Annotated in this window: 12 protein-coding genes; 9 read left to right on the forward strand and 3 right to left on the reverse strand. The window is 38.7% G+C overall.

What is annotated here, in order from left to right:
- Nucleotides 1-10: 10 nt before the first annotated feature.
- Nucleotides 11-640, reverse strand: a complete 630-nt coding sequence (locus FOL01_RS03155; RefSeq protein ID WP_075269294.1) for an HdeD family acid-resistance protein — start codon at nucleotides 638-640, stop codon at nucleotides 11-13.
- Between the two features lie 332 nt (nucleotides 641-972).
- Between FOL01_RS03155 and lepA the strand changes: the two genes are divergently transcribed.
- Nucleotides 973-2,796 (forward strand): translation elongation factor 4, encoded by a 1,824-nt coding sequence (gene lepA / locus FOL01_RS03160; RefSeq protein ID WP_075269295.1) that lies wholly within the window; start codon nucleotides 973-975, stop codon nucleotides 2,794-2,796.
- A 143-nt stretch (nucleotides 2,797-2,939) separates the two neighbouring features.
- Complete coding sequence (locus tag FOL01_RS03165) at nucleotides 2,940-3,182, forward strand: type B 50S ribosomal protein L31 (protein WP_075269296.1); 243 nt, start codon at nucleotides 2,940-2,942, stop codon at nucleotides 3,180-3,182.
- Nucleotides 3,183-3,437: 255 nt separating this feature from the next.
- Here the strand turns inward: FOL01_RS03165 and FOL01_RS10860 are convergent, their stop codons facing one another.
- Nucleotides 3,438-4,262 (reverse strand): DUF4190 domain-containing protein, encoded by an 825-nt coding sequence (locus FOL01_RS10860; RefSeq protein ID WP_083603415.1) that lies wholly within the window; start codon nucleotides 4,260-4,262, stop codon nucleotides 3,438-3,440.
- Between the two features lie 592 nt (nucleotides 4,263-4,854).
- Here FOL01_RS10860 and FOL01_RS03175 point away from each other — a divergent pair.
- Entirely contained in the window at nucleotides 4,855-6,210 is a 1,356-nt protein-coding gene (locus FOL01_RS03175; protein ID WP_075269297.1) for a Na+/H+ antiporter NhaC family protein, read from the forward strand.
- On the opposite strand, the gene FOL01_RS03180 is transcribed toward FOL01_RS03175, so the two are convergent.
- Nucleotides 6,191-6,583 carry a ribonuclease HI family protein gene (locus tag FOL01_RS03180; protein WP_083603416.1) on the reverse strand — a complete coding sequence of 131 codons (393 nt, stop codon included), beginning with the start codon at nucleotides 6,581-6,583 and terminating at the stop codon, nucleotides 6,191-6,193. The genes FOL01_RS03175 and FOL01_RS03180 overlap by 20 nt on opposite strands.
- A gap of 96 nt (nucleotides 6,584-6,679) precedes the next feature.
- On the opposite strand from FOL01_RS03180, the gene FOL01_RS03185 reads away from it, so the two are divergent.
- The 6 genes from FOL01_RS03185 to FOL01_RS03210 all read left to right on the forward strand — a co-directional run bounded on the left by FOL01_RS03185 (nucleotide 6,680) and on the right by FOL01_RS03210 (nucleotide 13,420).
- Complete coding sequence (locus FOL01_RS03185) at nucleotides 6,680-7,060, forward strand: EbsA family protein (RefSeq protein WP_075269299.1); 381 nt, start codon at nucleotides 6,680-6,682, stop codon at nucleotides 7,058-7,060.
- Complete coding sequence (locus tag FOL01_RS03190) at nucleotides 7,053-7,967, forward strand: RluA family pseudouridine synthase (RefSeq protein WP_075269300.1); 915 nt, start codon at nucleotides 7,053-7,055, stop codon at nucleotides 7,965-7,967. The genes FOL01_RS03185 and FOL01_RS03190 overlap by 8 nt, the downstream gene beginning before the upstream one ends.
- A gap of 190 nt (nucleotides 7,968-8,157) precedes the next feature.
- Nucleotides 8,158-8,670 (forward strand): bifunctional pyr operon transcriptional regulator/uracil phosphoribosyltransferase PyrR, encoded by a 513-nt coding sequence (gene pyrR, locus FOL01_RS03195; protein WP_075269301.1) that lies wholly within the window; start codon nucleotides 8,158-8,160, stop codon nucleotides 8,668-8,670.
- A gap of 61 nt (nucleotides 8,671-8,731) precedes the next feature.
- Complete coding sequence (locus FOL01_RS03200; RefSeq protein WP_075269302.1) at nucleotides 8,732-9,817, forward strand: carbamoyl phosphate synthase small subunit; 1,086 nt, start codon at nucleotides 8,732-8,734, stop codon at nucleotides 9,815-9,817.
- A complete protein-coding gene (locus FOL01_RS03205) occupies nucleotides 9,814-12,282 on the forward strand; it encodes an ATP-binding protein (protein ID WP_075269303.1) in 2,469 nt (822 codons plus the stop codon). The genes FOL01_RS03200 and FOL01_RS03205 overlap by 4 nt, the downstream gene beginning before the upstream one ends.
- A gap of 70 nt (nucleotides 12,283-12,352) precedes the next feature.
- Nucleotides 12,353-13,420, forward strand: coding sequence for a peptidylprolyl isomerase (locus FOL01_RS03210; protein WP_075269304.1), 1,068 nt, complete (start codon nucleotides 12,353-12,355; stop codon nucleotides 13,418-13,420).
- Nucleotides 13,421-13,496 lie beyond the last annotated feature (76 nt).

Here is a 13,496-nt window from a genome sequence, read left to right on the forward strand (position 1 = left end):
GATTTAGGTATTATGCTGGTTGGTTTAAGTCATTCTTGCGACTAAAGAAACTAACTAGTAAGAAGAAGATTCCTAATAAATCAGTATAAATTCCTAAAATAATTTGCATATCATGGGTCGAGTAGCCTGTGAATAGTACCAAGAATAGCCCTAGGCAAAGGCCAACGGCACCAATTACCAAGCCGACTAAACGTTGCCAACCGACTAGTAATTCAGGTACCCATGTTTGGGCTAAATTACTAGTTGCATTAAATAGGATCCAAAAGCCGAATACGAGTCCAATAAAGTCTTTCGCAACGTCTTGGCGGAATAAGAGAACAAGTCCCATTACAAGACTCAACAAGGCACTCATTAGGTGTGAACCACGTAAATAGGTACTGTTACGAAATAACATTAGATCAATGATGGCAATGAAAATTGAAAATAATCCAAATAGTATTGAAACAGCTAATAACCAATCGGGGTTAAAGACAAAGGCAAAAATTCCTAAAATAATTGAAATAACACCAGCAGTAGCCAATAATTTACGAACAAAATATGAAATGATTGGTTTATGAGGAAGTTGATGTTGTTCTGAACGACTTTGGGTCACTTCCTCACCACCGGCTTCAGATTGTTGTACTTCTGGCAAATTAGCCATAGCTATGCCTCCTTTTAGATTGAGTTGTTTAAATTGAGTGTAATTGAAAATAGAGTAAAATACAATTGAAGACCAATTTAAAATAAAAAATATTAAATATTTATAATAAAAGGAATATGAAGGATGATTGAAATAATTATAATCCTGGTGCTACTTATCCTATTTGGGTATACACAGTATCGCCAGAAAAAGTTTGATAAATCAGTTGAAAGAAAAGCGAAATCCTTAACAGATAAATTAAAGGACAAGAATAACCATTAGGACACTACCATGATGATAAGAATACTTGTATAATAGTATGGACAGAAAATACAAAGAATAGGAGCGCAATAATGAATATAGAAGAAATGCAGGCGCGCCAAAAACATATCCGTAATTTTAGTATTGTTGCCCATATCGATCATGGAAAGTCGACGATTTCAGATCGTATTTTAGAAGCAACTCATACGGTTACTGAGCGAGAGATGCAAGATCAATTACTAGACACGATGGAATTGGAACGGGAACGTGGTATTACGATAAAGATGAATGCCGTCGAGGTCCATTATCATGCCAAAGATGGTGAAAATTATATTTTTCATCTAGTTGATACACCAGGACATGTGGACTTTTCTTATGAGGTGTCACGTTCATTGGCTGCTGCTGATGGCGCAATTTTGGTTGTTGATGCAGCCCAAGGGGTGGAAGCCCAAACTTTGGCAAATGTTTATTTAGCGATTGAAAATGATCTAGAAATTTTGCCTGTTATTAATAAAATAGATTTACCAGCTGCTGATCCTGAAGCAGTACGCACAGAAATTGAAGATGTGATCGGTATTGATGCCTCTGATGCTGTATTGGCCTCAGCCAAAAAAGGAGTTGGTATTCCAGAACTTTTGGAAAAAATCGTGACTGATGTTCCAGCGCCTCAAGGTGATCTTGATGCGCCACTACAAGCCTTAATTTTTGATTCGGCCTATGATTCATATCGAGGTGTTATTTTGACCGTTCGAGTGATGAGTGGTGTGTTGCGTCCGGGTGAAAAAATTAAGTTTATGAACTCAGGAGCAGAGTACGAAGTGACCGAGGTTGGTGTTAATTCACCTATGCCAATTAAACGTGAGTTATTAATGGCTGGAGATATTGGTTACGTGGCAGCCTCAATCAAGAATATTCGTGATGCGCGTCCTGGAGATACATTGACGCACGTGAAGCAACCAGCTGCGGAACCATTACCTGGTTATCAGCCAATGACACCGATGGTCTATTCTGGATTATATCCAACTGATAATGCAAAATATAATGATCTACGAGATGCATTGGAAAAGCTACAATTAAATGATGCCTCACTTGAATTTGAACCAGAAACATCACAAGCACTTGGCTTTGGGTTCCGTACTGGATTCTTAGGCTTGTTGCACATGGATGTTATTCAAGAACGTTTGGAACGTGAGTTTGACTTAGATCTAATTACAACGGCGCCGTCAGTTACTTATCATGCTTATACAACAGATGGTGAAATGGTGGAGGTTTCTAACCCATCAGAATTACCAGAGGTATCAGAGATTAAATATATCGAAGAACCATTTGTCCTGGCACAAATTATGGTACCTAATGACTATGTCGGTGCGGTTATGGAGTTAGCACAGTCAAAGCGTGGTGAATTTGATACCATGGATTATTTGGATGCAAATCGGGTTAATGTTAAATATTACATGCCATTATCAGAAATTATTTTTGACTTCTTTGATAAATTGAAATCAAATACACGTGGGTATGCTTCGCTAGATTATGAACTATCAGGATACCGTCAATCTGAATTAGTTAAAATCGATATTCTATTGAATAATGAAAAAGTGGATGCCTTGAGCTTCATTGTGCATCGTGACTTTGCACAAGAACGTTCTCGTGTGATTACGAAGAAATTAAAGGAAATCATTCCACGACGAAACTTTGAAATTCCAGTCCAAGCTGCTGTGGGGTCAAAAATTGTTGCTCGTTCAACAATTAAGGCTTATCGTAAGGATGTTACCTCTCGAATTCATACAGGTGATCCAGATCGTCGTGCAAAATTGTTGGATAAGCAAAAACGTGGTAAGAAGCGTATGAAAGCAGTGGGAACTGTGGAAGTGCCGCAGGAAGCCTTTATGGCTGTGCTTAAATCAGACGAAGAATAGTTGCTTTATTGGCAAAAAAATTAATCAATTTTTCGGCTGGTTTATAGTGAAAAACTATCATTTTTTGGTTATTTATGTTACTATATTCTAGTTAAATAATCTGACTCTGGTTTTTATAAAACTAGGGCAATAAGGAGAAAATAATGAAGGCTGAAATTCATCCAGATTACCACCAAGTGGTATTCGTTGACTCAACTACTGGTTACAAGTTCTTGTCAGGTTCTACTCGTACTTCTGACGAGACTATCGAATTTGAGGGTGCTACTTACCCAATGATTCGTGTTGAAATTACTTCAGATTCACACCCATTCTACACAGGTAAGCAAAAGTTTACTACTGCAGATGGTGCTGTTGATAAGTTCAACAAGAAATATGGTCTTGCTTAATCACAAGTCCTTACAAAAGCCGTTGCATAGCGCTAATTGCCTATGTGGCGGTTTTTTTGTGTGATTTTAAAAGTGTTTCTTATTGTCAAAAAATATAATAAAGTGTCAAAAATAGGGAACCTTTGGGAACTATTTTTTGAACACATTTAGCAACTTTTCTTCTTCATTTTCTCGTGCGCTTTAAACAAATAGATTTTATGCATAAAAAATAGACAGTTTAAAGACATGTCCAGGTCTCATTATTAATTTTATTTGTTAATTATTCAAATCGATAGACATATCATATTCATGAGTTGAATTATCATCGTCATAGTCTTCTGTTTCATAGTCTGCATCAAACTTTAAACGGAAATTATTAATGGCATCTGCAGAATCTAATGAACCAATTGGTACAGTGACTGTTCCGGTTTTCTTTGCATTAGCAGCAATTTCACCATCCCAGTTTTCATCAGTATCGGCCTCATGCTGTTCACCGTTATCAAATACAAGGGTACCTTGAGTAGGGTAAGTATCGATATCTTGAGTTGGTGCAATGGTCATGTTAATTCTGATAAAGCCATTCGTATCAAACTTACCGTCATCGACAGAATCATATTCATAAGTTTTTGCCAATTTATAAACTGTCACATTGTTAATAGTTATATTAGTTCCTGCCCAGACATCGTCAGTGTAATTTACCGAATAGGTCTTTGAATCTTTTACATCATACTTTTCGTAGTTAACTTCAATTGATTTATTCTTTGAGTCTTCAGAACTTGATGAAGCAGTTGAGGAAGCCTTTGCACTAGAAGAAGGTGTTGCTTGAGGTGCTTCTGTTGCTTTGTCGATTGCGTTTGAATATATTGATTGTGTTACTAACACAGTGATAAAGGCTAATACAGAGAGACCGACACCTATCCAAGAAAGAATTTTTTTATGTTTTCTATTGAATAATAGCCCAACTATTCCAAATATTAATCCAATAACTGCAACAATTGCAGCAAAATTATTAATAAATGGTACCCATGATAGTACCAGTGCCACAACACCGATAATTATAGAAATAATGCCCAATACCTTTTTCTCTGGTAGCTTTTCCATGAGAAACATACTCCTTAACAGCTTTTAACGTGGATCATTGTTGCACGTATATTTTATGTTACTTCTATTATATCCTGAATAGTACCCATAAATGAAGGAAAATTATCATATCTATATAATTAAAATATCCATTCGATTTATCAGAATATATAATTTTACCAAAAACAACTATGGCATGCGCGAGTGTTTTATGGTTTCTATACGTACATCATTTCGCTAAAAATCAAGTTGACAAAGAAATCATTGATGCGTACAATAACGGGTATCAGTAGGAGACTTCATTGTATGTCAGAGAAGCTACGGGAGCTGTGAGTAGCGCAGGTGGAGTAACTGAACTATTTTTAAACATTGAAATAAACGAAAGAGAGTTGATTCGTGGTAATCAACTAATTTTTGGGTGGTACCGCGGAGAAATTTCGTCCCAGTAAATAGGTTTTATGCCTGTTTACTGGGATTTTTTTATGCAGATAGGAGCAAAACAATGGGGTATTAAGGCATACAAGTCATGCAGGTGGGCTTACTCGTTATCGACTTAATTAGAAATAGCGCATTAATGACAAAAATTATTTCATAAAATAGAGGAGAACAGGTAATGAATAAGCCGATGACATTTAAACAGAGTATTTTATTATTATTAGGATTAGTTTTTATTTTTAGTGGTAGTATCCTCGGATTTGGGTTATCACCCAATGTGCCACTTGTGATTAGTATTATTGCAGTCATGATATTTGCGATAATTCGCCGAACATCTTGGCAAACAATCCAGGAACAGTTATTAAAGGGGATTGAAAAAGCGCTGGCACCATTATTTTTGTTTCTTTTGATTGGTATGTTGATTGGATTATGGATGGCAACTAATACCATTCCATCGTTATTATGGGTTGGACTAAAAATTGCCAATGTGCAGTGGTTTTTGCCGAGCGCATTATTGATTATGGCACTGATGGGTACGATGATCGGTTCTGCTTTTACAACGATAGCGACGGTAGGGGTTGCATTGATGGGCGTGGGAACCGCGATTGGATTTGACCCAGGTATCGTAGCTGGTGCTGTACTGTCTGGTGCGATTTTTGGTGATAAAAGTTCACCATTGTCCGATTCAACAAATCTAGCATCGTCAATCGCTGGGACTGACTTATTTGCACACATTAAGAATATGATGTGGACGACAATTCCAGCATTATTAGGATCATTATTGATTTTCGTTATTCTCAATCAGCATCAAATCATTAAAGGTAGCATGAACGATTTGCAAAAGTTAGCGGATTTGTTAACGCCTACATGGTGGTCAGCATTGCCAATTGTATTGCTATTTATGATGGCGTGGCGTCATGTGCCAGCGATTCCAACATTATTGGTTAACATTACCGTGACAGGAATTATGTTTATGTTAAATCATACGCCGCAGCAGTTAGCCGATGTCATTATGAATGGTTCAAAAACAACTATTAAGAATGACCTACTAGCAGAATTGTTGAACCGCGGGGGCATGCTTTCTATGATGCCAACGGTGATCATTATTATGCTGGCACTCGCATTAGGTGGTCTATTAACTGAACAAGGTGTTTTAAAGGCAGTTATGACACCATTAGTCAAGCGCATTAAAACAAAGGCAGGTGTGATTACTGGTACATTGGTGACAGGCATTTCGGCTAATTTCCTAATTGGTGAGCAATACTTAGCGACGATTTTACCTGGACAACTTTGGCGTGATACCTTTATTCGGTTGAAAGTAAGTCGGTTGACTTTAGGAAGAACGTTGGAAGATTCAGGGACGGTAATTAATTATTTAGTACCTTGGGGTGTCGCTGGTAGTTTTGCTGCACAAACGTTAGGTGTGCCCGTGACTGCTTTTGCACCATTTACTTTTTTCGCACTACTATCACCTGTCTGTTCGCTAGTCAGTGCATGGACTGGGATTGGACAGCTTAATCCTGATGATGAATAGCTTGCCAAGCTAATTGATGGGCGCCACGGTTTTGTTTTTCTGGTATCCAGGTGCTAATGATTAAATGATAGCGATCATAATAATGTAGTAATTGTGCTAATTGGGTACTAAAGTGCTTCGCATAGCGTTTATGAATACTGTCGATAACAATTTTAGAGTCGGCATAGTACATGATGGTATCGGTATCACTGCTAAGCGTTTCTAACACTTGGAAGGCCCAAATAGCAGCTGCGAATTCTGCTTCATGATTTGACATATTTCCTAGATAGTGATGCCGTTGAATTTGTTGTCCATCATATAAAATGACTAGACCGGCACCACTATTACCAGGGTTTCCTTGGCTAGCAGCATCTGAATAAACTTTGATTAACATGACAAGTACCTCCAATTTCATTATACTAGATGATAGAAACATTCTCAGATGGTTTACAAACAACATGCTTATTAGTAGATCAGAAAGGACATAAGAATGAAGGGATATTACCAACCAGCAGGCCTACTTGGCTGGGTCAACTGGCTGTGGATTCTAATGATCGCCATGTTTGGCCTCGTCATGCTATTAGAGGTTACGCACCTCAACGTTTGGACAATTGGTGCTGTGGTAGTTTTCATTATTGTTGCACTATTAACTTATTTTAGAAGAAGAGTCGCATTGGCTACAGACGCACTTTGGATTTTACCAACGTTTGGCGTTCATACAGATAAATTTCGTTTTTCTGAAATGTCGCATGTGCAGTTTACGAAAAGGACTGTTTCGTTCAGTTATGATGGTGAATATTATAATTTCTGGATGAACCGACGCTTTTTGAACAGCTTAAGAAAAGAAATTGAAGGAAAAACAAATGACTGAGGAATCACTGACAATCACAGACCAGAAGGGACGCTTGGATAAAGTTGTCGCAGATGCATTTACGGAATACACACGAACACAAGTATCAAAGTGGATCGATGAAGGTGTCTTAACGGTCAATAAGGAAAACAAGAAACCAAATTATAAAGTACGTCCTGATGATGTCATATCATTTGTTGTGCCAGAACCAGTTACTTTGGATCTTAAGCCAGAGAATTTACCGCTGGATATTGTCTACGAGGATGACGACTTATTAGTGGTTAACAAGCCACAGGGGATGGTCGTTCATCCGGCTGCTGGTCATCCGAATGGTACTTTAGTCAATGCTTTAATGTACCATACTGACCTGTCATCGATTAATGGTGTTGTTCGTCCAGGAATCGTGCACCGTATTGATAAAGATACGTCAGGTTTACTGATGGTTGCCAAAAATGATCAAGCACATGAGGCCTTGTCATCAGATTTAAAAAACAAGAAAAACTTGCGCCAATATTATGCTTTGGTGCATGGTGAGTTTTCTGAGAATAAAGGTACGATTAAAGCACCGTTGGGACGTTCAAAGACCAATCGTAAGAAACAAGCTGTTATTGCGGGTGGTCGCGATGCCGTCACTCATTTTGAAGTTGTTAAACGATATGTAGGTTATACCTTATTACGAGTAACCTTAGAAACTGGCCGCACACATCAAATTCGTGTACATATGGCCTATATTGGTCATCCAGTGGCCGGCGACCCATTATATGGACCAAAGAAAACGTTGGCGGGCAATGGACAATTCCTGCATGCGGCTACCTTGGGATTAACGCAACCAACAACAAAAGAAGCATTAACATTTGAGGCACCTTTACCACAGTATTTTGTTGACGCAATGGCAGAATTAGAACCTTATGCAGAAGAAAATAACTGATAGTACGCAAACCGCGTTGAACATGATAAAATAGCCTTAGATAAACTGAATGAATGAAACTTTCTTAAAGTAATCCCGTGAGTTTACTAGGAGGTAACGTAATGAATAAGACCGAATGAGACGTTATCCTTTTTAGAAGTGATGGTGTCTCTTTTTATTAGTTGGAATCAATGGAGAAAAGGAATAGATTATGGCAAAAGAAATTGTTGATGCAATGGCGATGCAACGAGCACTCACAAGAATTACATATGAGATTATCGAAAAGAATAAAGGAGTGACAAATCTCGCTATTGTCGGGATAAAGACACGTGGCGTCTTTATTGGTCAACGGATTGCTGATCGCTTGCAACAATTAGAAGGAGCGACAATTCCTGTGATACCACTTGATATTACACATTATCGTGATGATGATGCTGAACGAGCTGGTGAAAAATCATCTTTTAATGTAGATATCGATAACAAGCGAATTATTTTAGTTGATGATGTGCTATTTACTGGTCGGACGATTCGAGCAGCCTTAGATGCCATTATGGACAATGGACGACCTGCAGCTGTTAACCTAGCAGTCTTGGTGGATCGAGGCCATCGTGAATTACCAATCCGTGCTGATTTTGTTGGCAAAAATATTCCAACAGCAACTTCTGAAAAGATTCGCGTTAATATGAAAGAATTTGACGGCCAGGACGGTATTGAAATCCGTTAGTTTTTCAACGGTTAGACGGGAAGGAGGGATCGTTTAGCATTCGCCAAACGAGATCTACGTCATGACAACACGTTATTTAATTTTACAAGATGGTACGGTATACGAAGGTGAAGCTTTTGGGGCACCAGCAACGACTTTTGGTGAACTAGTTTTCAATACAGCGATGACTGGCTATCAAGAAATTATCACGAATCCAATTTACTACAATCAAATTATTATGTTTACGACACCGACAATTGGTGCGGCCGGTATTAATCATTATGCAGATGAAGCAATTGTGCCAGCAGTCAAAGGGGTGGTCGTACGTGAAATCGCGGAAATCTCAACTAATCGTATCCGAGCACTTAGCTTAAATGATTATTTGAAAAGACATAATATTCCTGGTATTTCACAAATTGATACACGAGCATTAACACGACATTTACGTGAAACCGGGGTGCAAAAGGCATCAATTGTTGATCAACCAGATGACCATGCCTTTGATCAATTGCGTGCAATGGTATTGACTAATCAACAAATTGCGCAGATTTCGACGCCGAAAGCTTATGCTAATCCCGGACGTGGCGCAAATGTTGTCGTGCTAGATTTTGGTCTTAAGAGTGGTATTTTACGAATGCTAAGCGACTTCGATGCTAATGTGACCGTATTGCCTTTTTCAGCGACATTTGATGAGGTAGCCAATCTTGATCCAGATGGTCTGGTCATTTCATCTGGACCGGGTGATCCGGCACAAGTTCCTGAAACAGCGCTTGATCTGATTCGTGAATTTGAGACACGCGTGCCATTGTTTGGTATTGGTTTGGGTCATGAATTATTTGCAATAGCCAATGGGGCTAAAGTCAGTGAATTGACTTCAGCTCATCACGGTATGAATCATCCAATTCGTGAGCAAATCACGAAAGATATCATGTTTGCAACCCAAGGACAGGCGTACTATGTTGATGCAAAATCGATTAAAGATACGCCTTTGTTTGTAACCCATATCGATATTACTGATAACCAAATTCAAGGATTACGCCATCGAGATTATCCAGCATTTAGTGTACAATTTTTTCCAGACGCGGCTCCTGGACCATTAGAAGAAACGCAGGCATTCGCTGAGTTTATGGAAATGGTGATGGCCCGTCGAGGAGGTGGAACGATATGACAGAACGAGTATTAATCATTGGTGGTTCCGCTAACGATTTTGGCCGAGAAACTGAGGGGGATGTTGCAGCTTATCAGGTTGTTCATGTACTGAAACAATATGGTCATGAAGTGGTTGTGGTTGATGACAACCCGTATTCTTTTACTAGCGCACGTCACGATATCCAAGTCATTGAACAAACATTAACAGTTGAAAATCTGGTTCAAATTATTAATGATGAGCATATCACAGCGATGGTTGCGTCGGTAGGTGGGTCAACAGCCACACGATTAGGTGCTGATATCCTGAAACTTATGGGTAACGGTGCACCAACGGTTTTGGGGTTATCATTACCGGTCATGCAAGCCACTCAAAACACAAAATACCTACACGAGCGTTTGCAACAACTAAATATTCCAACAGTCCAGTCACGGCTTGCTAGTAATGTGGGCGAGGTTTTTGACGCAACCAGAGATTTTGAATTACCAGTTGTCATTAGACCAGTTGCGCCAATGGGCCAAACATTACGATTACAGGTTGAAGATACAGATGATTTAGAGGAAGCGGCCGAAACCGCCCTTGCTCGTTCAATTACACATCAGGTAAATATTGACAAGAGTATTCGTGGGTACCAAGAGATTTCTATGTTGGTTATTCGTGATAAGAGTAATTCGACCATTTTAATTGGTGGTGTCGAGGATATGGATCCAGTTGGGATTCATTCAGCAGATTCAATTGCGATAACCCCAATTCAAACCTTGCCAGACCCGGTTTATCAAAAATTACGTGCGGCAGCATTCAAGGTTATTAGAGGCTTTGATGTTGTGGGACTATTAGAAGTCCGTTTTGCAGTGGACCCTAAAAATAATGAATATGTTATTACCCGTGTGACACCTTACTTTGACCGGACAGCAGCCTTGTTGGTGGCTGCGACAGGTTATCCACTGGTTCCGGTGGTGGTTCGGTTAATGCTAGGTGAAAATATCGAAGATGTTCAGACACCGGTTATTGGGGCTAACCACACCGCATTATTAGAGCCAACGATGGATCACATTGTGATTCGTTTTCCCATTTTTTCATTTGGAGATTTTGAATCAAATGGTGTTAAAACAGAACACCGGTTAAATACAGTTCAAAAGTCAGTCGGGGCAACCATGGGAGTTGGTCGTAGTGTTGAAGAAGCCTTAGAGAAAGCTATTCGTGCGGCACACTTTAATAATCGTAATTTTTCACCAACTGTGATGAATGCGATAACTGATAATGAAATTATTGAGCAGTTGATTTACCCGCGTGATAATCGAATCTTTGTATTAATGGAAGCATTGCGTCGTGGTTATACGGTTGATGAATTAGCAGAAATGACGAAAATAAATGCTTTTTATTTCTATAAGTTGTCTCAAATCAATAAATTAGAAGAAACCGTTAAGAACAATGCTTGGCAAACAGATGTTTTGAAATTAGCAAAGTACTACGGCCTTTCAGATGGTTTAATTGCTCGCTTATGGGATGCCAAGTTTGAAGAGATACGTCGTTATCGTTGGGATAATGGTATTTTGCCAACCTTTAAGGCGTTTGAATCCTCTGCTGGTGAATTCGAAGAAGCAGCTAATCAATACTATTCTACTTTTGAGTCAGAAAATGAAAGTAATCGTTTAGGACGTCATTCTGTATTAGTCATTGGTTCTGGGGGATTCCGTTTAGGGGATGGAGCAGCCGCATCCTATGTGATGGCGATGGTCGTCAAAGAACTACAAAACCAAAATATCAGTACGATTCTGATGAATAATAATCCGACGGACTTGATGTTTATGTCAGAGTTAGGTAGCAAAAAATATTATGAGCCGTTAGAAATTTCTGACGTTATGAATGTCATTGAAATCGAACAACCTGTGCAAGTATTTGTACCAGGTAATCGTATTAAACTAATAAAGAGTTTGCGGAAAAATGGTGTTAACGTCCAGGTAATTGCTAAGGAAAAATACCTGCCAAGTAGTATGAAAGATGACTTACCATATACAGTAATCAACTACTTTTATGATGGACAAACTATCTATCTAATTGGCTTGGGTTATCAAAGTAACCAAGGAATTATTTTAGACCAAACTATGATGTCAGAGGAATTGTGGGAACGACTACCAAGACCACGAATGAGCTCTGAAACACCGGGGCTTTATCAATTGATTATTAATCAATTACCAAGTTATGATGAAAATCCGGCAATGATTGTGCGACCAATGCCGTTTACTGTGGTGGCTTTCTTAGATAAGGTCACGGGAATAGATTGGTTACGTTTAGTTATTCGTTATATGTTAAATCGACAAACGTATTCCGAACAACAGTTTTTGGCGCAACTAAGTTCATTAAATTGGCGTGTACCAAAGGCACAACTCGAGTATTGGGATGCAGATTTTGCGGAACATATGGAAATTAATGAAGAATTGGATAATGGTCGTTATGCGATTGGCGCAACTTACCGTATAATTTAAGTAACAGTTGTGTTTATATGGTAAACTAGACAAGTTGAATTAAAAAATTTCTAGAAAGAAGGCACTACCGATGTGGAAAAAAGTATTAGGCGTGCTCGTCGTAATTGCGGTGGGTGTTGGGCTGGCTGCTTGGGGAATTGGCCCAAAGTCGCTCGTAACGACCGATGCAGGTAATGTTTCACAAGCTGAATATTACAAAAAGTTAAAAAGCTCTCCAGAAGGGCAAGAAGAATTGGCTAATATGATCATTCAAAAGGTTTTGGATGATAAATATGGAGATAAGGTTTCAAAGAAATCGATTGAATCACAATACGATGATGCCAAGTCACAATATGGTTCTCAATTCTCACAAGCTTTGTCACAAAACGGCATGACTGAGGATAGTTTCCGTGATTCATTGCGCATACAAGCTTTAGAAAAGCAAGCAGTGATTGCAGATAAGCATTATTCAAATAAGCAACTACGTCAGGCTTACAAAGAATATCAACCAAAGGTCAATGTATCAGTCATTTTGACTTCATCAGAAGATGATGCTAAAAAGGTTATTTCTGAACTTGACAAGGGTGGTGACTTTGCTAAGTTGGCCAAAGAAAAGTCAACTGATACTAATACCAAGAAAAATGGTGGTAAGATGACTGGCTTTGATTCAACTGACACGAATCTTGAAGATGATTTCAAGACAGCTGCTTTCAAGTTGAAGAAGGGTGAATACACGAAGACACCAGTTAAGTCAAATTCATCACAAGGTTACTTTGTTATTAAGATGAATTCAAAGAGTGACAAGAAGTCATTCAATTCTTTGAAGACAAAGATGAAGAATATCTTAGTTGAAAAGACGATGTCAGATACGTCTGAAGTTCAAGCAATTGTTGGTGAAGAATTGGGTAAGGCAAATGTAAACATTAAGGATTCAACATTACAAAATGTTTTGTCTACTTACACGCAAGCCGCCGCAACAGCTAAGACATCAAAGAATAGTTCATCTTCTGAAAGCTCAAGTTCTTCATCAGAAGCTTCTTCAAGCTCTGACTCAAGTTCATCCGCCTCATCAGAGAGTTCAAGCTCTGACTCAAGTTCATCCGCCTCATCAGAGAGTTCAAGTTCTGACTCAAGTTCTAGTTCAGACGACAATAAGTAATAGATGTTAAATAAATCAGGCTAGCACATTTTTGTTCTAGTCTGGTTTTTTTATTGGATAAATTGCTGAAAGAAAT

The sequence above is a fragment of the Weissella thailandensis genome (assembly GCF_001932615.1).
Lineage (GTDB): Bacteria > Bacillota > Bacilli > Lactobacillales > Lactobacillaceae > Weissella > Weissella thailandensis.

What these genes read in the sequence shown, in the direction of transcription:
- FOL01_RS03155 (WP_075269294.1), bottom strand. Translation starts at nt 640, where the DNA reads ATGGCTAATTTGCCAGAAGTACAACAATCTGAAGCCGGTGGTGAGGAA.
- lepA (WP_075269295.1), top strand. Translation starts at nt 973, where the DNA reads ATGAATATAGAAGAAATGCAGGCGCGCCAAAAACATATCCGTAATTTT.
- FOL01_RS03165 (WP_075269296.1), top strand. Translation starts at nt 2,940, where the DNA reads ATGAAGGCTGAAATTCATCCAGATTACCACCAAGTGGTATTCGTTGAC.
- FOL01_RS10860 (WP_083603415.1), bottom strand. Translation starts at nt 4,262, where the DNA reads ATGGAAAAGCTACCAGAGAAAAAGGTATTGGGCATTATTTCTATAATT.
- FOL01_RS03175 (WP_075269297.1), top strand. Translation starts at nt 4,855, where the DNA reads ATGAATAAGCCGATGACATTTAAACAGAGTATTTTATTATTATTAGGA.
- FOL01_RS03180 (WP_083603416.1), bottom strand. Translation starts at nt 6,583, where the DNA reads ATGTTAATCAAAGTTTATTCAGATGCTGCTAGCCAAGGAAACCCTGGT.
- FOL01_RS03185 (WP_075269299.1), top strand. Translation starts at nt 6,680, where the DNA reads ATGAAGGGATATTACCAACCAGCAGGCCTACTTGGCTGGGTCAACTGG.
- FOL01_RS03190 (WP_075269300.1), top strand. Translation starts at nt 7,053, where the DNA reads ATGACTGAGGAATCACTGACAATCACAGACCAGAAGGGACGCTTGGAT.
- pyrR (WP_075269301.1), top strand. Translation starts at nt 8,158, where the DNA reads ATGGCAAAAGAAATTGTTGATGCAATGGCGATGCAACGAGCACTCACA.
- FOL01_RS03200 (WP_075269302.1), top strand. Translation starts at nt 8,732, where the DNA reads ATGACAACACGTTATTTAATTTTACAAGATGGTACGGTATACGAAGGT.
- FOL01_RS03205 (WP_075269303.1), top strand. Translation starts at nt 9,814, where the DNA reads ATGACAGAACGAGTATTAATCATTGGTGGTTCCGCTAACGATTTTGGC.
- FOL01_RS03210 (WP_075269304.1), top strand. Translation starts at nt 12,353, where the DNA reads ATGTGGAAAAAAGTATTAGGCGTGCTCGTCGTAATTGCGGTGGGTGTT.